The sequence below is a fragment of the Mesorhizobium sp. M0678 genome (assembly GCF_040320505.1).
In the GTDB taxonomy this organism is placed as follows: Bacteria; Pseudomonadota; Alphaproteobacteria; order Rhizobiales; family Rhizobiaceae; genus Mesorhizobium.
On sequence record NZ_JAMYPT010000001.1, the window covers coordinates 51204 to 72465 of the forward strand.

Sequence of the window (21262 nt, forward strand, 5' to 3'; positions counted from 1 at the left end):
GTTTATCGCAAAGCCGCTGCACACTTTTGCGCGACATGCATTAGCGTCGCTCAGCCGCCAAGCAGCCGATTGTCGAGCGGGTAGGTCGAAAGCTTCTCGTTGCCGGTTTCAGTGATCAGGATCTGTTCTTCGATCTTGACGCCTTCGTAGCCGCCAAGCCGACCGATATAGCTCTCGACGCACAGCACCATGCCAGGTTCGAGCACTCCGTCCGGTGTGTCGTCGGTCCAGTCGCTAGCATGCGGCAAAGTCGGGTATTCGTCGGCAAGGCCGACGCCGTGATAGAGCACCCCGTAACGGGCCGGGAAGCAGTCTCCCGGTGGCACTGACGAGCGCTCGACGAGGTCGCGGAACGATATGCCCGGCCGCATCAGCTCCGTGTTGTGGGCGATCTGGTCGGCGGCGATGCGGAACAGGTCGCGCTGCTCCTGCGACGGCGGCGCGTCACCGCAAAGCCAGGTGCGCGAAAGGTCGGCGCAGAAGCCGTAAGGACCGATCAGGTCGGTGTCGAAAGCGACGAGCTCGCCGGCCTCGATCGTCCGCGACGAACACTCCTGGAACCATGGATTGGTGCGCGGACCCGACGACAGGAGCCGGGTTTCGATCCATTCGCCGCCGCGCGCGATGTTGCCGCGATGGAGTTCGGCCCACAATTCGTTCTCGGAGATGCCAGGCCTCAGCGCCTTCTCCATCTCGCCCATTGCCGCCTCGCAAGCGGCGATCGCCCGGCGCATGGCAAGGATTTCGTCGGGCGATTTGATCAGCCGCGCATTTTCCATCACCGCCTCGCCATTGCCGGTCGAGATGCCGAGGCGGGCGAGCTCTTCGATGCCCTCGGGATTGATGTGGTCGACTGCGATGCGGCGATTGCCGCCGCCATGTTCCAATACCAGGTCGGCGATGCCGGCTGCCCAGCGGCGGACTTTTTGACCGGTCAGCTCGCCGCTGTACAGATAAGCCCACGACACCGCCGGCCGCACCTCGTCGACGACGCCGGAATGATCGGAAAGGTGCTCGCAGGAGAAATAGTCGAACAGCACCACCGGGCCATCGGTGGCAACGAAACAATGCCTGGTCCGATTGTGTGCGACCCAGAGCTGCATGTTGGTTGCGTCGGTGGCATAGCGGATATTGACCGGATCGTAGAGCAGGGCTCCCGCATAGTCGCGGCGCTTCAGCTCGGCGCGGATGCGCTCGAGCCGGTATCGGCGCATGGCGGGCAGGTCAGGAGCAGCAATGCCCGCCGCCTGCCATTCGGCTTCCGCCAGCGCTCCATAGCCCAGCGCATGCTGGTTGAGTTCAGCGGCCTTCAGCTGCGATTTTTTGCGCAGCACATCATTCGAGCCGTCGGGCTCGAACGGCATGATCTTGCGGTGATGACGGGGCCGGTCAGTCGGGTTCCTGTCCACCCTCGGCTCCTCCGCTAACGCCTCCCTTGGGCGCCGTGGCTTCTCCCACCGCCATTCTCTTCAATCTTACATAGGCGCCGGCCCGGGCGGACTTGCCGGTGCCGCGCAACAGCGGAACCATCATTTGCCGTGGTTGGCCGTCCGGCTCATAGCCGGCCGCTTTGAGCTGCTCCAAAATGACCGGACGCGGATCGTCTCGGTCAAGCCAGACGAGTACGGCCGGCTCCTGCATCAGCGTTTCGAAATTAGGCACTTCCTGGTCAAGTGCGAGCAGTTTTTCGTCGACCAACCGCAGGTTTCCGACCCATGCACCATCAGATATTGCGGTTTTGACCGGTCCGTCCGCAGTCAGTTGGCGATAGAGGGCGGGGTAATCCACGCGGATCATCCGCGAGAGGCCACTGGTCCCGTTTATCTGGACGTACCAGGTGGCGGGCGCGAGCAGCACGGCGATGATCGCTCCAGCCGCGATCACCAGGAGCTGCGCATTCCTGCCCCGCGGCGCCAGCCGTTCCATAGTGGCGACGATGGCCAGCGGCAACATGAACAGGACCGGCAGCAGCCAGCGGTCCTTGACCACCGTCACGCCGGTGGCAAGTACAAGTATTGCCAGCATGGCCAAGCCGAGCGCCAAGGTACGCCACAACAGAATTTCCCTTGCCGGACCTTTCGGGAGCCGCTCCGAGAAACGGAACTTCGCCAGCCAGAAAGCCAGGGCGGAAACGAGCACCGGCAAGACCGCGAAATTGAAGGTGCCCATGATAAACTTGCCGGCGCCGACAAAGGCCGCCGCCACGCGCCCTTGTTGCGCGTCTATTCCGAACTTCTCGCCTCTCGACAATAAATCGGCGGGATGCATGAGGCTCCAATAGGTGGTCGGCGCCAGCACCAATATCGCGACCGCTATGCTGATGGCGAACTTCGGACCGAGGATCGCGCTGCGCCATTCGCGCAGCGACAGCACGGCCGCAACAAGGGCCACCACGAGGAAGACATCATTATATTTGGCAAGAATTGCCGCCGCGGTGGCCAGGCCAAACGCCGCATAGGCGATCATGCTTCGCCGCTCGAGAAGATAGGCCATGGCCAGCAGGAGCAGCGAGCAGAAGCCGACGACGGCGACGGAATGCGACAAGGCGCGCTGCGATTCCCAGACGATCTGCGGGATCGTAAACAGGCCGAACATGGCCGCCGCCGCTGTCGCTTTGGTGTAGCCGAACCGCCGCATGGCGGCGAACACGCTGCAGGCGGCAAGGAACAGCACGGAGTATTTGACGAGCTTCAGCGTGAAGATACTGGTGCCGAAAACATGCGCGGCCAGCCAGTTGATCCAGGTGTACAGGGGTGGTTGCGAGCCGCCATATCCAGCCCAGAGATACGGAACATAGATCAGCTGCTCCGCATCATCGATGCCGACGCCGGTTCCCGCCCAAGAGCTCAACAGGGACAGTATGATGGTCTGCAAGGCAAAATAAGCCGCGACCATGACGATCGTTGCCGGGAAGGGGCCGATCCGTCCCTCGGCCAGCCACTCGGCCCATCTCAGATTGTACTTCAATGAAATCTCATCGCCCTTGCCAGCAGAGTGTTGCCGGCTGCGCTAGCATGAAGAGTATGCTCCGCACAATGCGACCGGCTGGCTGCGCCTACGTCCTCATCTTTTCGCCGCTCGGGTCGAAGGGCGGTTCGACATTGATGCGTGCGGGACGCCGGTGCCCGAGGATTTCGATCTCGAACAGGCCGGCGCTCTCGTTCTCGGCAAGCGCTGCCGGTACATAGCCTTGCGCCATCGACTTCTCGACATAATGCGCATAGCCGCCGGAGGTGACCCAGCCGACCACCCGCCAGTCGCCGTCGACAATGCCGCGCACGGCAGACGCGCCTTCGGCGGCGTTCGAGCCGCGCACTTCCTTGCCGCCCGCGTCGAAGCGCGGCGCGCCATAGCCATGCGGCTTTTCCACGGTGCCGTAATCCTTGCCGCCGACCTTGGCCCAGATCGGCTCGTCGCCCATGACGTCTGCATCCGCGGCATCGACGATGAAGGAGACACGGCGCAGTTTCGGCCCTTCTGCCTGTTCCTTGGCCGCTGCTTCCCGGCCGATGAAGTCGTTCTTCTCCAGCTTGATGAAGCGGTCCATCGAGCCTTCGAACGGTCCGTAGATCGGACGTAGCTCGCGGAACCAGGTCGGGAAGTTCTTCTCAAGGCGCATAGAGAGCAAAGCCCGCATGCCGAAATCGACAAGCCCAAACTCTTCGCCAGCCTCCTTGATCGCCTTGTAGACCAGGCGCTGGTAGGCAGGCGCCATCCATATCTCGTAGCCGAGGTCGCCGGTGTAGGTGATCCGATTGACCATGCAAGGCGCGCCGCCGACCGCCATCTCGCGGAAATCCATAAAGCGGAAGGCCTTGGTCGAGATGTCGACATCGACCAGTTTCTGCAGCAGGTCGCGGGATTTCGGCCCGGCGATGGAGAGACCGACCAGCGTCTGGTCGAAGCGGTGGATGCGGATGCTTCCATCCTTTGGCAGATGCTTCTCGAACCAGCGCATGTGGTATTTTTGCGCTGCCGAAGAACCCCAGATCATGAAGCGGTCTTCCCCACCCCTTGGGCCCGCCTTGGCGATGGTGAAGTCGCCGATCAGTCTGCCGAACTCGTTCAGCATCGGCGTCAGCACGATGCGGCCGGTCTTCGGCATGCGATTGGTCATCAGCCGGTTGAGAAAGTCCTCGGCCCCCGGTCCGGAGACTTCGTATTTGGCGAAGTTGGCGATCTCGGTGACGCCGACCTTCTCGCGGGTGGCGCGCACCTCCTCGCCGATCGGGCGGAAATCATTGGAGCGGTGGAAGGACACGACGTCGTTCGGCTCCGAGCCTTTCGGCGCGAACCAGAGCGGGGTTTCGAGACCCCAGCTGTCGCCCATGACGGCGTTGTTGGCCAGCATGGTGTCGTAAAGCGGGGTCGTCTGCGCTGGTCTTGCCGCCGGTAATTCCTCGTTGGGAAAGCGGATGGAGAAACGGCGCGAATAATTTTCGCGGACCTTTGCGTTGGTATAGCGCAGCGTTGCCCATTCGCCGAAGCGCGCAACGTCCATGCCCCAGACGTCGAAGCCGGGGTCACCATGGACCATCCAGTTCGACAGCGCCAGGCCGACGCCGCCGCCCTGGCTGAAGCCGGCCATGACGGCGCAGGCGCACCAGAAATTGGTCAGGCCCTGCACCGGGCCGACCAGCGGGTTGCCGTCCAGCGCGAAGGTGAAGGGGCCGTTGATGATCTGCTTGATGCCGGCCTTTTCGATGCCGGGGAAATGCTTGAAGCCGATCTCGAGCGACGGCGCGATGCGGTCGATGTCTGGCTGCAGCAGCTCGTGGCCGAAATCCCAGGGCGTGTTGACCGGCGACCACGGCTTGCAGGCCTTTTCATAGGTGCCGAGCAGGATGCCGTTGCGTTCCTGGCGGGTATAGATTTCGCCCTTGAAATCGAGCACGCCAATCATCTCGCGGCCGGTCGACTTGTTGAATTCCTCGACCTCCGGCATCGGCTCGGTCAGGAGATACATGTGCTCCATGGCCAGCACCGGCAGTTCGACGCCGACCATGCGACCGATCTCGCGCGCCCACAGGCCGCCGCAGTTGACCACATGCTCGGCTTTGACTGTGCCTTGCTCAGTGACGACGTTCCAGGTGCCGTCGACCTCCTGCGTCAGTTCCACGACGCGGTTGCGCAGTACGATCTCGGCGCCTAGCTTCCTGGCGGCCTTGGCATACGCATGGGTGGTGCCGGAAGGGTCGAGATGGCCCTCGACTGGATCCCACATGGCGCCGACGAAATTCGTCTCGTCCATCAGCGGGAACATCGCCTTGGCTTCGGACGGCGTGATCAGTTCGGTGTCCATGCCGAGATAGCGGCCCTTGGCGTGGGCGAGCCGCAAGAAGTCCATGCGCTCGGGCGTGTCGGCCATCATCACGCCGCCGGTCAGGTGCAGCGAGCAGGATTGGCCGGAAATCTCCTCGATCTCCTTGTAAAGCTGCACCGTGTAGGCCTGCAGCTTGGCGACGTTGGGATCGCCGTTCAGCGTATGGAAGCCGCCCGCCGCATGCCAGGACGAGCCGGAAGTGAGCTCCGAACGCTCGATCAGCATGATGTCGGTCCAGCCAGCCTTGGCCAGATGATAGAGCACCGAGCAGCCAACGACCCCGCCGCCGATGACAACCGCTTTTGCATGAGATTTCATGAAGATAATTCCGTTTTTGAAGAGATTGAATCGAGTGAGCGGGGCGCGAAAACAAAGCGGAGATCGGATACAGCGATGTTTCCGGCCAGCCTGCCATCAAGACGGAGTGGGGGTCGACTACTCATCAGATGATCAGAAATCGGTCGGCGCGCCGCCTTCGGCCCGGCGCTTGTCGACGAAAGCGTTGAGCTCCTCCCTGATTGCCGGATCCATGTAAGGCTCTTCATAGGAGGCCAGCCGTTCCTTCCAGACGCGATTGGCCTTTTCGAGCGCCGTCGGCGACCCGGCCTCCGCCCAACTCTCGAAATTGCGCCAGTCCGAGATAATAGGCGCATAGAACGCGGTCTTGTAGCGGTCCTGCGTGTGCTGGGTGCCGAAGAAATGGCCGCCGGGGCCGACGGACTGTATGGCGTCGAAACCGAGTGCTTCCTCGGAAAGATCGAGCGGCGTCAGGAACTCGGCGACCATCTGCAACAGGTCTATGTCGAGGATGGTCTTCTCGTAGGAGCAGCGCAGGCCGCCTTCCAGCCAGCCGGCCGCATGCATCATCAGATTGCCGCCGCCCTGGATGGCGCCCCACAGTGAGAACACGCTTTCATAGGCGGCCTGCGCATCGACCGTGTTGGCGGCGCAGGTGTTGGAGGTGCGGTAGGGGATGTTGTAGCGGCGGGCGAGCTGCCCGCCGACCAGCTGCGCCTTCATATATTCCGGCGTGCCGAAGGCCGGCGCGCCGGACTTCATATCGACGTTCGAGGTGAAGCCGCCGTAGCCGACAGGCGCGCCCTTGCGCACCATCTGCGCAAAGGCGATGCCGGACAGCGCCTCGGCATTCTGCTGCACCAGCGCGCCGGCAATCGTCACCGGCGCCATGGCGCCGGACAGGGTGAACGGCGTCACGATGACAACCTGGCCCTTGCTCGACATCTGGATGATGCCTTCCATCATCGGCACGTCGAGCTTGAGCGGCGAATTGGTGTTGATGATGGTGAATACCGACGGCTCTGCAAGCAACTGCTCATGGCTGATGCCGCGTGCGATCCTGGTGATCTCGATGCCGTCGACGTTGCGCTCCTTGCCGAGCGAATAGATGTGGAACATCTTGTCGGTCAGCGTGGCGAGGTCACGGATGCATTCAAGGTGGCGGACGGACGGATGGATGTCGATCGGCTCGACCGGATAGCCGCCCGTGCAGTTCAATATGTTGTGCATCTGCGCAAGCTTGAGGAAGTTGCGGTAGTCCTGCTGGTTGCCCGGCCGGCGGCCGCGATCGACGTCGGAGCAATTGGGCGCCGACGCCATCATCGAGATGATCAGATTATCGCCGCCGAAGCGCACGTTGTGCGCCGGGTTGCGGGCGTGGATGGTGAATTCCGGCGGGCAGTGCGCAACCAGTTCCAGGATCATGTCACTGTCGAAGCGCACCCGCTCGCTGCCTTCGCGGACATCGGCGCCATGCGCCTTCATGATGCGCCGGGCTTCGTCATGCAGCACGTCGACGCCGATTTCCCGCAGCACGCGCAGAGAGGCGAGGTGGATAGATTCCAGCTCGTCGTCGGAAACCAGCCGGGTCGGCGCCAGCGGGTTCTTCAACTGCCGAAACGGCGGCTGCTCGAACGCCGCCGATCCGCCGGCACGCTTTCCCGCGCGGCCGCCGCGACGGGCGCGGTCGTTTGCCAATGCAGGTTCGGCGGGCTGAAGGGCGGCGGTCATGATAGTCCTCGTACGCTGCGGCAATGCGGCGGCATAATGGACTGCCGGCCGGCCAGCCATTGCGGAGGCGGCGACCACTAGGACGAGGGAAGCGACATGCCTGAAGGGCAGCCGGAGGGATCGTCAGGCTCTTATCTCTTCCGGCTGGCGCAAGCGGTTTTCGTTGCCGGTGCTTACCGCGATGAAAGCGAAACGCTAGTCCTGCATCATGGACCGGGCGGAACAGGACAGCGGCGAGACAGTGCAATGGGCGGCAATCACCGGCGTGATCGCCACCGTCTCGGTGTTCGCCATCGCGCAAGGGCTGAGCTATCCGCTGTTGAGCTTCATCCTGCAGCGCCAGGGCGTCTCGCCGGCCATGATCGGCCTGTCGGCGGCAATGACGCCGATCGGCTTCATCGTCTCGTCGCCGCTGGTTCCGGCGCTGGCACGGCGTTTCGGGGCAGGGCGCACCGCGCTTACTTGCGCGGCACTTTCCGCGCTGGTGCTGGCGCTGATCGGCTGGACGCAAAATGTCTATCTGTGGTTTCCTCTGCGCTTTTTGATCGGCGCCGTCACCAACCCGCTCTACGTGCTGAGCGAAGTCTGGGTGATCGCACTGGCGCCGCCGACACGCCGCGGCCGCGTCATGGGCATCTATTCGACGATCATTTCGGCGGGCTTTGCGGCGGGACCGCTGTGCCTGCTTGCGGTCGGCACCATGGGATGGCCGCCGTTTCTGGTCGGCATCGCCGCATTTCTGTTTTGCGGCGCCTGCCTCGCCTCGGTGCTGGCACGGCTGCCGAGGGTCGACGAGAGCGGGCACCGCGTTTCGGTGCTGGGGTTCGTGCCGCAGGCGTGGCTGCTGTTATCGGCGGTGATCGTGGCCGCCGGTTTCGAACAGGCGGTGCTCGCCTTGCTGCCGGTCTATGGAACGCATTACGGCATTGCGGAAGCGCGCATGTCGGCGCTGCTGTCGGTGATGATCGCCGGCAACATCGCTATGCAGGTGCCGCTCGGCCTGCTGGCGGAACGACTGACGGCGCGGCTGGTGCGGTTCATCTGTGTTTCGATGACGGTGCTCGGATGCGTTCTGTTGCCGGTTCTCATCGAGACGCCGCTGATCTGGCCGTGCGTCTTCATCTGGGGCGCGGTTTCCTACGGCATTTACACGATGTCGATCATTGAACTCGGCGAGCGGTTCACCGGCTCGGCACTGGTCGCCGGCAACGCCGCCTTCTCGCTGATGTGGGGCGTCGGCGGCATCGCCGTGCCGCCGCTGGCGGGCAGCGCCATGGATGTTGTTGGCGCCGGCGGCCTGCCAATGACGCTCGGTGCCATTTGCCTGGCGCTGGCAGTTGTAACGGTCATTCGAAGACGGATGGTGTGAATGCCAGAAAGCCGCCGTTTCTGACGAATGACTTGAATGTAAGCGGCCCATGTCGATCTTGGCTATGTCGCCACCCGACTCAACCGGAGACCTCATGACCAAATCGAATACCAAGGGCCAGCCGGGTTCGGCGGCCGAAGACCCGTTTCTCTGGCTTGAGGACAGGAGGGGCAAGCAGGCGCTCGACTGGGTGCATCACCAAAATGCAGTTACGGTCGGGGAGCTGCAGGGTGATCCGTCCTATCAGACGTCGTTCGAGACGGCGCTCGACCTGATGACAGCCGAGGATAACATCGCCGTCGGGGCCGCTATCAACGGCTATGTCTATAATTTCTGGCAGGACCGGACGAACGTACTCGGCCTCTGGCGGCGCACCACCGTCGCCTCCTACAAGACCGGCAAGCCGGAATGGCAGACGATCATCGACTTCGACAGTCTGGCGGCGAAAGAGGGGGTGAAATGGGTGTTCAGCGGCGCCAGCCGGCTCTACCCCGACTTCAGCCGCTGCCTGCTCAACCTGTCGCCGGATGGCGGCGATGCCAGCGAGATGCGCGAATTCGATATCGAAAGCAGATCGTTCGTCGATGGCGGCTTTCGCGCTCCTGCCTCGAAATCGAGCTTTAGCTGGCTGGACGAGGACACGGTTATCGTTTCCGCCGCCTTCGAGGAGGACGACAAGACCCAGTCCGGTTATCCGCGCGTGGTCAAGCTTTGGCGGCGCGGCACGACACTGGAAGCGGCGATGCCGATCTTCGAGGCGCTGAAGCAGGATCTTGCCGCCGGCGGGTCCGTCGAATTCGACGGCGACAAGCGTCATGTCTTCCTCGCCCGAACCATCGACTTCTTCGCCTCGCACAGCTTCCTGCGGCTGCCTTCCGGCGAGAACAGGCGCATCCCGTTGCCGGACGACGTCACCGATACAGCGCTGTTCAAGGGCCAGCTCGTCTTCGGCGTGCGTACCCCGTGGACTGCGCCGGACGGCACGCTTTGTAAGCCCGACGGGCTCTATTCACTCGATTTCGAGCGCTGGATCGAAACCAGGCTATTCGGATCCCTCGGTACCGTGCTCGAGCCGGCGCACCGTGTCTCGATCGCCGGTATTGCCCGCACGCAGGACCGGCTGTTCATCAATTTGATGGACAATGTGCGCGGCAAGGTCGTCGCCGGCAAGCGCAGCGACAGCGGCTGGGAGTTCAAGCCCGTGGCGTTGCCCGAAAACGGCAATGTCGGCATCAGCCATGCCGAGCATTTCGGTTCCAGCGTCTCCTTCTCCTTCACCGATTTCCTGACGCCGAGCTCGATCATCTGGTCGGACGACAACGCCGCGGGGCTGGCAACGGTGAAGTCGCAGCCGGCGCGTTTCGATGCGTCGTCCCTGGTCTCCGAACAGTTCGAGGCGCGCTCGAAGGATGGCACGATGATCCCGTACTTCGTCGTCAGGAGGCGCGACTTGCATGGACCCGTGCCGACATTGCTTTACGGCTATGGCGGCTTCGAAGTGCCGCTGCTGCCCGGCTATGCCGGCGTGCGCGGCAGGCTGTGGCTGGAGAAGGGCAATGCCTATGTGCAGGCCAACATCCGCGGCGGCGGCGAGTTCGGCCCGAACTGGCATCAGGCGGCGCTCAAGGCCAATCGCCAGAATGCCTTCGACGATTTCGCCGCGGTCGCGCAAGATCTGGTCAAACGCGGCATCGCTACGCCCGCCACACTGGGCATCCAGGGCGGATCGAATGGTGGCTTGCTGACCGGCGTCTCGCTGACCCAGCACCCGGAATTGTTCGGTGCAGTGATCATCGACGTGCCGCTGCTCGATATGCTGCGCTACACCGAGCTGCCGCCCGGCGCGTCATGGATGGCCGAGTATGGCGATCCGGCGAAGCCGGAAGAGGCAGCCTGGCTCGCCGCCTATTCGCCCTATCAGCATGTAGACACGGATGCAGCCTATCCGCCGGTGTTGCTGACGACCTCGACCGCCGACGATCGCGTCCATCCCGGGCATGCCCGCAAGATGGCGGCACGGCTGCAGGCGGCCGGCCACGGCAAGACGCTGTTCTTCGAGGAGACCGAGGGCGGCCATGGCGGACGCGGCGACCGGCGGCCGCAGGCCGCACAGGCGGCGATGAAGTACGTCTTCCTGCAGCGGGCCCTGACTGGCACCAATTGACCGGCGTCGCTTGACCGGCACGGCTTGAACTGAGGGCTCGAGGCAGCCTAAGGTGCATGCATGGCTCGGCTGGCGAAATCGGGTTGCGCATTTGGGGTGGCGGTGACGCCGTCGTCGCGCACGCTACGCGCCGAGCTGTTGCGGCTCTGCGCTCGCATCGGCTATTCGCCGCCCGCTGTCCTCTGACGAATCCGCCCCGGCGCGAAAGCTGCCGGATTGGTTCAAGAGGAAAGACCAGACATGACCTACCAGAATTATTCGCTGAAGCAGCTTCAGCAGATCGATGCCGCGCATCACCTTCATCCGTTCACCGACCACAAAGAGATGCGCGAGACCGGCTCGCGCATCATCACCCACGCCAACGGGCCGTTCATCTATGATGCCGAAGGGACGGAAATCCTCGACGGCATGGCTGGGCTGTGGTGCGTCAATGTCGGCTATGGCCGCGACGAGCTTGCCGACGCCGCCTACGCCCAGATGAAGGAATTGCCCTACTACAACTCTTTCTTCAAATGCTCGACGCCGACGCCGGTTCTGCTGTCGAAAAAGCTGGCGGAGATCGCGCCAAGGCACATCAACCAGGTGTTCTACGGCTCGTCCGGTTCGGAGGCCAACGACACGGCGCTGCGCCTGGTCCGTCACTATTGGGTGCTGGAAGGCAGGCCCGAGAAGAACCGCATCATCTCACGCAAGATGGGCTACCACGGCTCGACCATCGCCGGCGCCTCGCTCGGCGGCATGGATTTGATGCACAAGCAGCTCGGCGGCGCCGTGCCCAACATCGTCCATGTGATGATGCCCTATGCCTATGAGCTCGCACTGCCCGGCGAAAGCGACCATGATTTCGGCCTGCGTGCGGCAAAAGCGGTCGAGGACGCGATCCTCGAAGCCGGCGCCGACAAGGTGGCCGCCTTCATCGGCGAGCCGGTAATGGGGGCAGGCGGGGTGAAGATCCCGCCGATGAGCTATTGGCCGGAGGTGCAGCGCATCTGCCGCAAATACGATGTCCTGCTGATGCTGGACGAGGTCATCACCGGATATGGCCGCACAGGCGAGTGGTTCGCCGCACAAGCCTTCGATGTCGAGCCCGACACCATCACCACGGCCAAGGCGCTGACCTCTGGCTATCAGCCGCTGTCGGCGCTGCTGGTCGGCGACCGCATCGCGGCGACGCTGGTCGAAAAGGGCGGCGAATTCTATCACGGCTACACCTATGCCGGGCATCCGGTGGCCTGCGCGGTGGCACTGAAGAACCTCGAGATCATCGAGCGCGAAGGCCTGGTCGAGCGCGTGAGGAACGACACCGGGCCTTACTTCGCCAGGGCGCTGCAGGAACGTCTCGGTGGGCACGATCTGGTCGGCGAGGTGCGCTCGTTCGGGCTGATGGGGGCGATCGAGATCGTCAAGGACAAGGTGACCAAGGAGCGCTTCCTGCCGGCCGGCAGCGCGGCGGTGATGGTTCGCGACCACGCGATTGTCCAGGGCATGATGCTGCGCGCTACCGGCGACACGATGATCCTGTCGCCGCCGCTGATCTGGACGCGCGAGACGATCGACATGGCCTGCGACCGCATCGCCACGGCGCTCGACCTGGCGCAAGCAGATTTGCGCAAGCATTAGGGAGGCGATCGCTGGGCGCTCCATGTCGGGCGCCCGGCGTTCGAATGGGCGCTCGCCAGGCGAGGATGCGAAAACGCAAAAACCGCGCTCCATCGGAACGCGGCTTTGCCAGATACGCATGGCGCTTCGCCAACAATACACTTGCGAAACTAACGGCGAAACTTACGGGCTCCGGTACGCGAGACCTGATCCGGAGCGCCGGGCGGATGTCCGCCTCGCAATCCGTTCTAAACGCATATCGTTACTGCAGGGTTAGCAAGAGCTTAAGCAAACCTAAATTTGCCGACTTTCCGCTTTGGGCAGATCGAAAACCTGTGAACTTGGAAGCTTACGCCGGGTTACCACGGAGGAAATTAATGATGCCGGAAAAATCCGCGCCGGCATTCCCTTGTGCGTTGAACAGCGCATAGAGCTGGGCTGCCTCGGCGCCGAGCGGCGTTGCTGCACCGACGCTCTGTGCGGCCTCCTGCGACAGTTTCAGGTCCTTCAGCATCAGTGCCGCCGCGAACCCAGGCTTATAGCCATTGTTGGCGGGCGATGTCGGCACCGGGCCGGGCACCGGGCAATAGGTGGTCAGCGACCAGCACTGGCCGGACGAGGTCGAGGCGACGTCGAACAGCGCCTGGTGCGACAGGCCGAGCTTTTCCGCCAGCACGAAGGCCTCGGCAACGCCGATCATCGAAATGCCCAAAATCATATTGTTGCAGATCTTCGCCGCCTGTCCGGCGCCGTCGTCGCCGCAATGAACGATGCGGCCGGCCATCGGCTTGAGGATTGGTTCGGCCTTGGCGAAGGCATCCTTCGAACCGCCGGCCATGAAGGTCAGCGTGCCGGCCGCCGCACCGCCCGTGCCGCCGGAGACCGGCGCGTCGATCGACAGCAACCCGTGCTTGGCGGCGATGGCATGGGCCTTTCGAGCCGACTCGACATCGATGGTCGAGGAATCGATGAACAGCGCGCCTTTTTTTGCCTTGGACGCTATGTCTGCGTAAACCGACAGAACATGCTTGCCGGCCGGCAACATGGTGATGACCGCATCGGCGTCTTTCACCGCCGCAACGGCGTTGGCCATGACGACGACGCCGTGTTCCCTGGCGATGACGAGGTTCTCCGGCACCAGGTCGAAGCCGTGCACGGCATATCCGGCCTTGACCAGGTTGGAGGCCATCGGATTGCCCATATTGCCGAGGCCGATGAAGGCGATGGTGGTCATAATGGCGCTCCGTGAGTGGAATAGTGAATAGTGAATAGTGAATAGTGAATAGTCAGTAGTCAGTAGTAAGTAGTCAGTATGGATCATGTATTACCTCATGGTCTATATGATAGCCTCACCATTCACCATGCACCATTCACCATTCACTATTCACTATTCACTAAATTCTCTATCGTCCGATCAGCGCGCGAGCGATGATGACGCGCATGATCTCGTTGGTGCCTTCGAGGATCTGGTGGACACGCAGGTCCCGCACCAGCTTCTCGATGCCGTAGTCGTGCAGGTAACCATAGCCGCCATGCAGCTGCAGGGCGTCGTTGGCGACGTTGAAGCCGGTGTCGGTGACGAAGCGCTTGGCCATCGCCGACCATTTCGAGGCATCCGGCGCGTTGCGGTCGAGCTTCGAGGCGGCGGTGTAGAGGAAGACGCGCGCTGCCTGCAGTTCGGTCTCCATGTCGGCGAGCTTGAACTGCAGCGCCTGGAACTGGTTGATCTTCGAGCCGAAAGCCTTGCGTTCGGCGGTGTAGGCGAGTGCCTTGTCGAGCGCCGATTGCGCGCCGCCGAGCGAGCAGGCAGCGATGTTCAACCGGCCGCCGTCCAACCCGGCCATGGCGATGCCGAAACCGGCGCCCTCGACCGACAGCAGGTTTTCCGCCGGCACCTTGCAGTCCTCGAAGACGACCTGGCGGGTCGACTGCATGTGCCAGCCCATCTTGCGCTCGTTGGCGCCGAAGGAAAGGCCGGGCGCATCGTTCGGCACGACGAAGGTGGAAATGCCTTTCGGCCCGTCGGCGCCGGTGCGCGCCATGACGACATAGAGGTCGCTGTCGCCGGCACCGGAGATAAACTGCTTGGCGCCGTTCAGCACATAATCGCCGCCGCTTTTGACCGCACGCGTCTTCAGCGCCGCGGCATCGGATCCCGAACCCGGCTCGGTCAGGCAGTAGCTGGCCAGCCATTCCATCGAGGTCAGCTTCGGCAGGAAGCGCCGACATTGCTCGTCGCTGCCGAAGCGGTCGATCATCGATGCCGCCATATTGTGGATCGAGATGAAGGCGGAAAACGCCGGATCGGCCCGCGAAAGCGCTTCGAAGATCAGCACGGCGTCGAGCCGGCCGAGCCCCGAGCCGCCGACATCCTCGCGGACATAGATGCCGCCAAGGCCGAGCGGACCTGTCTCGCGGATCACATCGGCGGGGAAATACTTGTTGCGATCCCAGTCGAGTGCGTTCGGCGCCACACGGTCGGCGGCGAAGGCTTGCGCCATCTCCTGGATGGCGCGCTGGTCTTCGTTGAGTTCGAACTGGCTGGTGCCCGCATCGACAGCGGCGTCCATGGCGTGCTCCCTGATGTTTCCGGCCTGCTGGCCTGTCGTTTTTGGCTTTGCGCGCAGTCCAATCTAGACCAATGATGCCGCCGCGCAACCCGATCGTCTCCATCCAACCATCTGGGCAGCGGCTGTGTGCGAATGCGCTTTGGAGCAAAGTGTGACGACAAATTTCGACGAACTGCTTGGACGCTTCCATGCCTATCTCCAGACGTTCGATGATGCGCTGGTGCGCGACGCCGTGGCCCGAATCGGCTGGGACATGCCAAGCCGGCCGCTCGAACCGCATGCACTGCCTTGTCTCCTTCAGCTCGACCGTATCGTCGAACTCGCTCCCGCTGCGGCCAAGCCGCTGGCGCGGCTGGTTGCGGAGCGTCGCGGCGATCTGCGCTGGGGGCAAACCTATGGCGAGGCGGATTTCGGCAAGGTTTTCATCGACAATTACGGCTGGCTGGAGGTGTTCGGTACACGCGGGCATTTCGTCAATGACGAGGTTGCGGCCGGCCTGCTGATCCTTGGACCCGACATCGTCTACCCCGATCATCACCATGTCGCGGAGGAGATCTACATCCCGCTGACCGGCGGCACCGAATGGCGCATGGGCGACGGCGGTTTTCGCCTTCGAGCGGCGGGCGAGGTGATCCACCATGCCTCTGACATCAACCACGCCATGCGCACCGGCAAGGAGCCGCTGCTGGCGCTCTATCTCTGGCGTGGCGGGCCACTGGCGGCCAAGTCGACGATCACCGGAACTGTTGCGCAGGGCAGGGGCTGATAATGGCCAAGGCGATCATGCTGCAGGGCACGGGTTCGGATGTCGGCAAGACGGTGCTCGTCGCCGGTCTGTGCCGCGCGGCGAAGAAGCGCGGCTTGAAGGTGCGGCCGTTCAAGCCGCAGAACATGTCCAACAACGCCGCCGTCGCCGATATTCCAGGCGATTCAGGCGGCGGCGAGATCGGCCGCGCCCAATGGCTGCAGGCGATCGCCTGCGGCGTGGCGCCGACGATCCACATGAACCCGGTGCTGCTCAAGCCGCAGACCGATGTCGGCGCTCAAGTCGTCGTGCAGGGCAAGGTGTTCGGCGAGGCGCGGGCGCGCGACTACCAGGCGCTGAAGGGCCGGCTGATGGATGCGGTGCTGGACTCCTGGGCGACGGTCGGCGAGGGCGCCGACCTAGTCATTGTCGAGGGCGCGGGATCGCCGGCCGAGATCAATCTCAGGAGCCACGACATTGCCAATATGGGCTTTGCGACGCGCGCCGGCGTGCCGGTGATCCTGGTCGGCGATATCGATCGCGGCGGCGTCATCGCCTCGGTCGCGGGCACCCATCTGATCCTGCCGGACGAGGACCGGCGCATGATCGTCGGCTACCTTATCAACAAGTTCCGCGGCGATGTCTCGCTGTTCGACGATGGCATCGAGGCGATCGAAAAATTCACCGGCTGGCGCTGTTTTGGCGTCGTGCCGTGGCTGAAGGCGGCGGCGCGGCTGCCATCGGAAGATTCCGTCGTGCTCGAACGACTGGCGTCCGGCGAGAAGCGCGCGCTGAAGGTTGCCGTGCCGATGCTCTCGCGCATCGCCAATTTCGACGATCTCGACCCGCTCAAGGCCGAACCGCAGGTCGAGGTGGTGTTCGTGCCGCCTGGTGAGCGCTTGCCCGAAGATGCGGGTCTGGTGGTCATTCCCGGCTCGAAGTCGACGATCGGCGATCTCCTGAAATTTCGCGAGAACGGCTGGGACCGCGACCTTGCCGCGCATAGGAAACGCGGTGGTCATATCGTCGGCATTTGCGGCGGCTTCCAGATGCTTGGTCGTAGCGTGCGCGATCCCGACGGCATCGAGGGCAGCGTTACAGAAACGCAAGGCCTCGGGCTGCTCGACGTCGAAACGGTGATGGAGCCGGAAAAGACGGTGCGCAACGTCAGCGCGCGCTCGGTGCCGTTCGATCTGCCGCTCGAGGGCTACGAGATCCATCTCGGCCGCACCACAGGTCCGGATACGCTGCGGCCGTCCGCCGTTATCAACGGCATCGATGACGGTGCTATCTCGGCCGACGGCAAGGTGCTGGGCACCTATATGCACGGGCTGTTTTCCGCCGATGCCTTCCGGGCGAAATTCCTCGAAAGCCTTGGCGTCAAGGGCGGCGGCATCGACTACCGCGCCGAGGTCGAACGGGCACTGGACGAGATCGCAGCCGAACTGGAAACCCACCTCGACTGCGACGCGATTTTTGGGCTGGCGCGTTAGATACTTTGCTTGAGCATGATCTTGTCCGAAAACCGGTCTCCACTTTTCGGGATCATGCTTTCTCGTCAGCCTTCGGCCAGTAGGTGCCGAACGACCAGACATTGCCTTCCGGATCGCGGCAGATGAATTCGCGGCTGCCATAGTCGCGGTCGGTGAGTTCTTCCAGAATCTCGGCGCCGGCGGTCTTTGCCCGCGCGTATGCCGCGTCTGCGTCAGCGACCGCAACGTAGATCGACTTGCCGCCGTCCGAACCCGGCGCGCCGACCATCTTGCCATAGGCGTCGTCGCGCGCCGTGCCGAGCATGATGATCGAGGAGCCGAACGCGAGTTCGGCGTGGTGCACCACGTCGCCTTCGCCATAGCGGGCGCGGACGCTGAAGCCGAAGGCCTCGCACAGCCAATCGATCATCTTGCCGGCATTCCTGTAGCGCAGCGCCGGATAAAGCCGCGGTGGTTCGGTGGTGTTCGGCATGGCTGATCTCCTTCAGCGGGTTGGTCGATCAACCCAGTCTGCGCGAAGGCCGGTTGCGCGTCTTGAAGAAATGTTACCTCGCGGCGACAGTGGTCGGCGTGACGCCTGCGAGGTCGCGGAACTCGCGCACCAGATGCGCCTGGTCGGCATAGCCGCAGCCGGCGGCGATGTCGGCCCAAGCGCTGTTGGCCTGTCTCGACAGCCCAAGCGCATGGTTGAAGCGGACAATTCGCGACAGCGTTTTTGGGCCGGTGCCGATAGCGTCCGAAAATTTTCCGGTAAGATGCTTGCGGCTCCAGCCAAGCTTTTCGGCCAGCGTCGAGATGCGGGTCCGCCCACGCGTCGAGACGATCGTCTCATAAGCCCAGACTATTTCTGTTTGAGTGCCGCTCGCGGTTGCCAACCGGTGGGCGACGAAGGCTTCGACGATGGCGAAGCGTGTGCTCCAATCCGGCAAATTGCCGAGCCTTTCGCGAAGTGCAATGCCGTCAACGCCGAGCACGTCATCCAGGCCGACCATGCGGTCGGTCAGTTCGCTCATCGGCCGCCCGAAGAAGCGACGAGCGCCGAGCGGGGTGAAATTGATCTGCACACAGCAGGTGCCGCCGAAGGATTCGATCACCACCGGCCCGGCATAAAGGCCGGCGGCAAAACTGGCGAAGCGGTCATTGTCGCTGGGGTCCCTGCCGAGCCCGATGGCAAAGGGTTCGGCAAAGCTGATGACCAGCGGCACGGTCAGCGAGGCATATTCGATGGCGCGGAAATGGCCTGGCATGGTTTCGCGAAAGCCGCACATGTCGGTGACGGCGCCCTGAAGCCGATGGCTCGGCGCGCGCCGCACCATCTCGAATCGATCGAGGCCTGGGCTGTCGTGATGGCTGCCGTCTTTGCTGTCGGCGGGCATGCGCTTTCCTTCCGCCAAGCGACTTTAACAGACCATCCGTCGGAATCAAAAGCGCCCGGCTTTTGGCCGGGCGCTCCGAGTTGCCTGAGATTCGGAGTTGTCTGGATGTGTTTAAGCCCCGCGCATCAGGCAGCCGGCGGCCAGCACGATGTAGGCGATGACGACAATCCACGCGGCATTCAAAGGTATAAACGCAAGAACGCCAAGCGCGGCGAGAACGCCGATGATGGCGATGACAAGGGATATAATGAAAATAAGCTGGGTAGGCGCACTGAGATTCATGTTCGGTCCCTCCTCAACATGATTCGTACAGCGGCATAGTATCAGGCGCGCGGTCACACACCAATGAGCGCACGCAGCGGGGCTTGCCGGATTGGCCAGCAGTTTTATGGGAGTGGCCAGAACGGTGCTGCGCGTTCGATCAGAAGGGCATCGCTTCAGACGAATGACAGTTTCCAAATTGTGGCGGAGACCACCAATTGTCGATGTCGCCGCCGCCCCTCATTGCCCTGCCGGGCATTTCTCCCCGTATAGTGACGGGGAGAAAGGGCTGGTCGCAACGTCGGCGCCTTTTCTTGCATCGCCTGCGATTGGCGAAATCGGTGACGAGAGCGCCCCTCTCCCCGTCACTAAACGGGGAGAGGACGCCGGCAGGCAGGTGAGGGGCAGCGCCAACGCCCTAAAAGGGTGAGGAGGCGAATTCAAACCTGAAGCGATTGTCCTTTTCACCATTCGCACCCCGTTTGCGCAAATCCGATTCCGCGCTACCTTCCGAACGAATCGGAAGGGGCTGATGGCGATGGGATTGCTGGACCAGATACGCTCGATCTTCGACGGCGATCCTGGCGTGCGCAAGGTCGCGGACGATCCGGTGCTGTCGGCGGAGCTGCTGATGCTGTTCCGTATGATATTGGCCGATGGATCGGTCAGCGAAAGCGAAATGACAGCCTTCAGGCGTATCTGCCGGGACGCCTTCGGCATTCCCGAAACCAGCATCGACAGCGTCATCGAATATCTCAACGAATTCGGCTACGAGACCAACGGCTCGCAAGCCGTCGCGCAGTTCCGCGACCTCGACGTCGAACGGCGCAAGCTGCTCGCCCGCCACATGGCCGAAATCGCCAAGGCCGATTCGCAACTCGCCGGGAGCGAAATGCAGCTGTTGCGCCGCACGCTCGACCTGCTCGACATCAGCCCGGCCGATGTGGTGAAGCCTCAAGGCTGAGGCATCGGCTGACTTTCTGAACGTCATTTTGTCTGTCATAGGCCATCCTCCAGGATAACCTGTCACAGATATTATCTGTGTTCTCACTTACGGGGTGCAGTGTATTCGCGGGTGGCGCACGGGGTATGGGATAGTTTGCCAAGCGCACGTCACTGTCACCACTACTCCTCAAGCGTCAAATGTGATGAATTCAGTATAAACTTGTGGTCAAATAAAATAACGGTGCATTGGTAAAACATATATGCCGCGATCGGATCTTGATGATCCGGTTCCGCCTTATATTCTTCAGTGCTGTATACTACGTCGAAAGATTTTCAAATAAAGCATCGTCAGACCAAAGATCGTATTGCTTGGGCATATTTGGTTCATCAGGCTTGCCGAGATAGGTCCAAATCTGACTTCTTCTAATGGCTTTTATGTCACCAAATTGTGCGGTCAATTTTTCACGCGATAGTGCGTCCTTCCATCTGGACGAAGGGCCGGTGATTTTCTGATAGAATATAAGCAAGACCAATACGGCAGTCACAGCACTCAGCACAGCTGCCGAAAATATGCACTGCTTACTAATTTTCATTTCAGCCCCCAATTTCTGACGTCGACATCAATCGGGATCAAGCGACCTGAAAGAGGGTGAGCTATAAACCCCGGGGTAATCGTGCTTCAAGCCCTCCTCTGTTCCGTAGTGAACATCGAACTAGCCCGCACCAATCATTCCAAAATCGCCGGCAACTGTCGGGGCGCGCTACCATTAACATTCAGACTTCCCGTGTAAACTGCAGTGTGCCCGGTGGCATCATCGAATTTTGCAGTCCACGAAACAACATCACCGATTTTAGCGTCTTTTTGGGAAACAATCTTGGAACCGGGAAGATCCCCCTTGCCGCTCCAGCGGATGCTCAAAGTACTATCATAGTGCGCTATCTCTTTCTCTTATGCCGGGCAATAAAAGCAACGGAAATCAAAGAGAATGCAGCCATAATTGCGAGATACGCGACAGCTAATTCGCTTTCACCCAAGGCACCTGAAATCAAAAAATGAATGACAGTAATTAAAAGTAATACATAGTGATACTTCTGGATCATACCCAAATTATATATCATGTTTATGTTTGATTTTGTATACGACCATCCGGTCCAGTCATTTTTGAAATTCCTCTCCAGATAACCGATGGGGTGTTCGAAACGATTAAGAAGCTCCGCTAACCTTCTTGGAAATGCAAAGGAGGCAGCAAGTATCGCGAAAATAAAAACCACCATCCAGGCGGATTCACCCCACGCCAGCGAAATAGGAATGGTCGCAATCGACGTCCATACGGATGTTACTGAGAATATCCTCTCAAAAGTCCCGTTCATATCCATAGTCTCTGCGCC

General features: G+C 61.9%; 18 protein-coding genes. 6 read left to right on the plus strand and 12 right to left on the minus strand.

Annotated features, from left to right (window positions below; genetic code table 11):
• Positions 1–50: 50 nt before the first annotated feature.
• The 4 genes from NKI29_RS00240 to NKI29_RS00255 form a co-directional block, all read right to left on the minus strand.
• Positions 51–1364, minus strand: a complete 1314-nt coding sequence (locus NKI29_RS00240) for a M24 family metallopeptidase (protein WP_352568998.1) — start codon at positions 1362–1364, stop codon at positions 51–53.
• A 25-nt stretch (positions 1365–1389) separates the two neighbouring features.
• Positions 1390–2967 (minus strand): ArnT family glycosyltransferase, encoded by a 1578-nt coding sequence (locus tag NKI29_RS00245; RefSeq protein ID WP_352795302.1) that lies wholly within the window; start codon positions 2965–2967, stop codon positions 1390–1392.
• Between the two features lie 88 nt (positions 2968–3055).
• Positions 3056–5641 carry a GcvT family protein gene (locus NKI29_RS00250; protein ID WP_352568937.1) on the minus strand — a complete coding sequence of 862 codons (2586 nt, stop codon included), beginning with the start codon at positions 5639–5641 and terminating at the stop codon, positions 3056–3058.
• 132 nt (positions 5642–5773) lie between these two features.
• Positions 5774–7351, minus strand: coding sequence for a trimethylamine methyltransferase family protein (locus NKI29_RS00255; RefSeq protein ID WP_023676493.1), 1578 nt, complete (start codon positions 7349–7351; stop codon positions 5774–5776).
• Positions 7352–7559: 208 nt separating this feature from the next.
• Here NKI29_RS00255 and NKI29_RS00260 point away from each other — a divergent pair, with 208 nt between their 5' ends.
• The 3 genes from NKI29_RS00260 to NKI29_RS00270 all read left to right on the plus strand — a co-directional run bounded on the left by NKI29_RS00260 (position 7560) and on the right by NKI29_RS00270 (position 12504).
• On the plus strand, positions 7560–8720 hold the full coding sequence (locus tag NKI29_RS00260) for an MFS transporter (RefSeq protein WP_352568936.1): 1161 nt from the start codon (positions 7560–7562) through the stop codon (positions 8718–8720).
• A gap of 94 nt (positions 8721–8814) precedes the next feature.
• The gene (locus NKI29_RS00265; protein ID WP_352795303.1) at positions 8815–10884 is read left to right on the plus strand and encodes a prolyl oligopeptidase family serine peptidase; all 2070 of its coding nucleotides are present in this window, start codon (positions 8815–8817) and stop codon (positions 10882–10884) included.
• Positions 10885–11124: 240 nt separating this feature from the next.
• Positions 11125–12504: an aspartate aminotransferase family protein gene (locus NKI29_RS00270; RefSeq protein ID WP_352452083.1), complete on the plus strand. Its 1380-nt coding sequence runs from the start codon at positions 11125–11127 to the stop codon at positions 12502–12504.
• 328 nt (positions 12505–12832) lie between these two features.
• On the opposite strand, the gene mmsB is transcribed toward NKI29_RS00270, so the two are convergent.
• The gene (mmsB, locus tag NKI29_RS00275; RefSeq protein ID WP_023676486.1) at positions 12833–13717 is read right to left on the minus strand and encodes a 3-hydroxyisobutyrate dehydrogenase; all 885 of its coding nucleotides are present in this window, start codon (positions 13715–13717) and stop codon (positions 12833–12835) included.
• A gap of 169 nt (positions 13718–13886) precedes the next feature.
• A complete protein-coding gene (locus NKI29_RS00280) occupies positions 13887–15053 on the minus strand; it encodes an isobutyryl-CoA dehydrogenase (protein ID WP_023676485.1) in 1167 nt (388 codons plus the stop codon).
• Between the two features lie 151 nt (positions 15054–15204).
• On the opposite strand from NKI29_RS00280, the gene NKI29_RS00285 reads away from it, so the two are divergent.
• The gene (locus tag NKI29_RS00285) at positions 15205–15819 is read left to right on the plus strand and encodes a dimethylsulfonioproprionate lyase family protein (protein WP_023676484.1); all 615 of its coding nucleotides are present in this window, start codon (positions 15205–15207) and stop codon (positions 15817–15819) included.
• Positions 15820–15821: 2 nt separating this feature from the next.
• The gene (locus NKI29_RS00290; RefSeq protein ID WP_023676483.1) at positions 15822–17291 is read left to right on the plus strand and encodes a cobyric acid synthase; all 1470 of its coding nucleotides are present in this window, start codon (positions 15822–15824) and stop codon (positions 17289–17291) included.
• Between the two features lie 52 nt (positions 17292–17343).
• Here NKI29_RS00290 and NKI29_RS00295 read toward each other — a convergent pair whose 3' ends face one another.
• The 3 genes from NKI29_RS00295 to NKI29_RS00305 form a co-directional block, all read right to left on the minus strand.
• The gene (locus tag NKI29_RS00295; protein WP_023676482.1) at positions 17344–17763 is read right to left on the minus strand and encodes a VOC family protein; all 420 of its coding nucleotides are present in this window, start codon (positions 17761–17763) and stop codon (positions 17344–17346) included.
• 73 nt (positions 17764–17836) lie between these two features.
• Complete coding sequence (locus NKI29_RS00300) at positions 17837–18667, minus strand: helix-turn-helix domain-containing protein (protein ID WP_352795305.1); 831 nt, start codon at positions 18665–18667, stop codon at positions 17837–17839.
• A gap of 111 nt (positions 18668–18778) precedes the next feature.
• Complete coding sequence (locus NKI29_RS00305; protein ID WP_023676480.1) at positions 18779–18949, minus strand: hypothetical protein; 171 nt, start codon at positions 18947–18949, stop codon at positions 18779–18781.
• A gap of 511 nt (positions 18950–19460) precedes the next feature.
• On the opposite strand from NKI29_RS00305, the gene NKI29_RS00310 reads away from it, so the two are divergent.
• The gene (locus tag NKI29_RS00310) at positions 19461–19892 is read left to right on the plus strand and encodes a TerB family tellurite resistance protein (RefSeq protein WP_023676479.1); all 432 of its coding nucleotides are present in this window, start codon (positions 19461–19463) and stop codon (positions 19890–19892) included.
• Between the two features lie 298 nt (positions 19893–20190).
• Here NKI29_RS00310 and NKI29_RS00315 read toward each other — a convergent pair whose 3' ends face one another.
• The 3 genes from NKI29_RS00315 to NKI29_RS00325 form a co-directional block, all read right to left on the minus strand.
• On the minus strand, positions 20191–20466 hold the full coding sequence (locus NKI29_RS00315; RefSeq protein WP_023676478.1) for a hypothetical protein: 276 nt from the start codon (positions 20464–20466) through the stop codon (positions 20191–20193).
• 134 nt (positions 20467–20600) lie between these two features.
• Positions 20601–20792 carry a hypothetical protein gene (locus NKI29_RS00320; protein WP_156937333.1) on the minus strand — a complete coding sequence of 64 codons (192 nt, stop codon included), beginning with the start codon at positions 20790–20792 and terminating at the stop codon, positions 20601–20603.
• Between the two features lie 17 nt (positions 20793–20809).
• Entirely contained in the window at positions 20810–21250 is a 441-nt protein-coding gene (locus tag NKI29_RS00325; protein WP_352568929.1) for a hypothetical protein, read from the minus strand.
• Positions 21251–21262: the final 12 nt, after the last annotated feature.

What these genes read in the sequence shown, in the direction of transcription:
- NKI29_RS00240 (WP_352568998.1), bottom strand. Translation starts at nt 1,364, where the DNA reads ATGCCGTTCGAGCCCGACGGCTCGAATGATGTGCTGCGCAAAAAATCG.
- NKI29_RS00250 (WP_352568937.1), bottom strand. Translation starts at nt 5,641, where the DNA reads ATGAAATCTCATGCAAAAGCGGTTGTCATCGGCGGCGGGGTCGTTGGC.
- NKI29_RS00255 (WP_023676493.1), bottom strand. Translation starts at nt 7,351, where the DNA reads ATGACCGCCGCCCTTCAGCCCGCCGAACCTGCATTGGCAAACGACCGC.
- NKI29_RS00260 (WP_352568936.1), top strand. Translation starts at nt 7,560, where the DNA reads ATGGACCGGGCGGAACAGGACAGCGGCGAGACAGTGCAATGGGCGGCA.
- NKI29_RS00265 (WP_352795303.1), top strand. Translation starts at nt 8,815, where the DNA reads ATGACCAAATCGAATACCAAGGGCCAGCCGGGTTCGGCGGCCGAAGAC.
- NKI29_RS00270 (WP_352452083.1), top strand. Translation starts at nt 11,125, where the DNA reads ATGACCTACCAGAATTATTCGCTGAAGCAGCTTCAGCAGATCGATGCC.
- mmsB (WP_023676486.1), bottom strand. Translation starts at nt 13,717, where the DNA reads ATGACCACCATCGCCTTCATCGGCCTCGGCAATATGGGCAATCCGATG.
- NKI29_RS00280 (WP_023676485.1), bottom strand. Translation starts at nt 15,053, where the DNA reads ATGGACGCCGCTGTCGATGCGGGCACCAGCCAGTTCGAACTCAACGAA.
- NKI29_RS00290 (WP_023676483.1), top strand. Translation starts at nt 15,822, where the DNA reads ATGGCCAAGGCGATCATGCTGCAGGGCACGGGTTCGGATGTCGGCAAG.
- NKI29_RS00295 (WP_023676482.1), bottom strand. Translation starts at nt 17,763, where the DNA reads ATGCCGAACACCACCGAACCACCGCGGCTTTATCCGGCGCTGCGCTAC.
- NKI29_RS00300 (WP_352795305.1), bottom strand. Translation starts at nt 18,667, where the DNA reads ATGCCCGCCGACAGCAAAGACGGCAGCCATCACGACAGCCCAGGCCTC.
- NKI29_RS00305 (WP_023676480.1), bottom strand. Translation starts at nt 18,949, where the DNA reads ATGAATCTCAGTGCGCCTACCCAGCTTATTTTCATTATATCCCTTGTC.
- NKI29_RS00310 (WP_023676479.1), top strand. Translation starts at nt 19,461, where the DNA reads ATGGCGATGGGATTGCTGGACCAGATACGCTCGATCTTCGACGGCGAT.
- NKI29_RS00315 (WP_023676478.1), bottom strand. Translation starts at nt 20,466, where the DNA reads ATGAAAATTAGTAAGCAGTGCATATTTTCGGCAGCTGTGCTGAGTGCT.
- NKI29_RS00325 (WP_352568929.1), bottom strand. Translation starts at nt 21,250, where the DNA reads ATGGATATGAACGGGACTTTTGAGAGGATATTCTCAGTAACATCCGTA.